Annotated in this window: 11 tRNA genes and 1 rRNA gene; all 12 read left to right on the top strand. The window is 52.9% G+C overall.

Annotated features, from left to right (window positions below):
• Position 1: 1 nt before the first annotated feature.
• The 12 genes from rrf to EXD82_RS10180 all read left to right on the top strand — a co-directional run bounded on the left by rrf (position 2) and on the right by EXD82_RS10180 (position 1,074).
• Positions 2–118, top strand: a 5S ribosomal RNA gene (gene rrf / locus EXD82_RS10235).
• 4 nt (positions 119–122) lie between these two features.
• A tRNA-Asn gene (locus tag EXD82_RS10230) sits at positions 123–197 on the top strand.
• Between the two features lie 4 nt (positions 198–201).
• Positions 202–276 (top strand) — tRNA-Glu (locus EXD82_RS10225).
• Positions 277–292: 16 nt separating this feature from the next.
• Positions 293–366, top strand: a tRNA-Gly gene (locus EXD82_RS10220).
• Between the two features lie 4 nt (positions 367–370).
• Positions 371–446, top strand: a tRNA-Val gene (locus EXD82_RS10215).
• 7 nt (positions 447–453) lie between these two features.
• Positions 454–530, top strand: a tRNA-Asp gene (locus EXD82_RS10210).
• 11 nt (positions 531–541) lie between these two features.
• Positions 542–617, top strand: a tRNA-Thr gene (locus EXD82_RS10205).
• A gap of 8 nt (positions 618–625) precedes the next feature.
• Positions 626–702 (top strand) — tRNA-Arg (locus tag EXD82_RS10200).
• Between the two features lie 9 nt (positions 703–711).
• Positions 712–787, top strand: a tRNA-Lys gene (locus tag EXD82_RS10195).
• Positions 788–794: 7 nt separating this feature from the next.
• Positions 795–883 (top strand) — tRNA-Ser (locus tag EXD82_RS10190).
• 16 nt (positions 884–899) lie between these two features.
• A tRNA-Ser gene (locus EXD82_RS10185) sits at positions 900–993 on the top strand.
• A 7-nt stretch (positions 994–1,000) separates the two neighbouring features.
• Positions 1,001–1,074: transfer RNA gene (locus EXD82_RS10180), tRNA-Pro, on the top strand.
• Position 1,075: the final 1 nt, after the last annotated feature.

Here is a 1,075-nt window from a genome sequence, read left to right as displayed (position 1 = left end):
ATGTGGTTACTATAGCAGAGAGGATACACCTGTTCCCATTCCGAACACAGAAGTTAAGCTCTCTAGCGCTGATGGTACTTGGGGCGAAGGCCCCCGGAAGAGTAGGTCGTAGCCACGTTTATTCCAAGGTAGCTCAAAGGTGGAGCAACCGGCTGTTAACCGGTAGGTTGTGGGTTCGAGCCCCACCCTTGGAGCCATTATGGCCCGTTGGTCAAGCGGTTAAGACACCACCCTTTCACGGTGGTAACAGGGGTTCGATTCCCCTACGGGTCACCAATTACAATTAAAATATGCGGGTGTAGCTCAATGGTAGAGTTCTGGCCTTCCAAGCCAGCTGTGAGGGTTCGATCCCCTTCACCCGCTCCAAAATGGGGTTATAGCTCAGCTGGGAGAGCATCTGCCTTACAAGCAGGGGGTCACAGGTTCGAGCCCTGTTAACCCCACCAAGAAATTGGCTCGGTAGTTCAGTTGGTTAGAATGCCAGCCTGTCACGCTGGAGGTCGTGGGTTCGAACCCCATCCGAGTCGCCAATTTCTAATATGCTGGTGTGGCTCAATTGGTAGAGCAGCTGACTTGTAATCAGCAGGTTGTAGGTTCGAGTCCTATCACCAGCTCCAAAATATGTGGGTGCATAGCTCAGCTGGATAGAGCAACGCCCTTCTAAGGCGTGTGTCCGGGGTTCGAATCCCTGTGCGCTCACCATATATATGTGGTCTATTAGCTCAGTCGGTAGAGCACTTGACTTTTAATCAAGGTGTCCCGCGTTCGAGCCGCGGATAGATCACCATTTGTTCGGAGAGGTGTCCGAGTGGTTTAAGGAGCTGGTCTTGAAAACCAGTGATGCTTAACGGCACCGTGGGTTCGAATCCCACCCTCTCCGCCATACAATTTAATTATTCGGAGAAGTACTCAAGTGGCTATAAGAGGAGCCCCTGCTAAGGGTTTAGGCTGGGTTATTCCGGTGCGAGGGTTCGAATCCCTCCTTCTCCGCCATTTAGATCGAGGTGTAGCGCAGTTTGGTAGCGCACGTGGTTTGGGACCATGGGGCCGGGGGTTCGAGTCCCTCCACCTCGAC

Origin of the sequence: Peptacetobacter hominis (genome assembly GCF_006861675.1) — a bacterium.
Lineage (GTDB): Bacteria > Bacillota > Clostridia > Peptostreptococcales > Peptostreptococcaceae > Peptacetobacter > Peptacetobacter hominis.
Note: the sequence above shows the minus strand (reverse complement) of the source record. Positions and strands in the feature narration are given on the sequence as shown.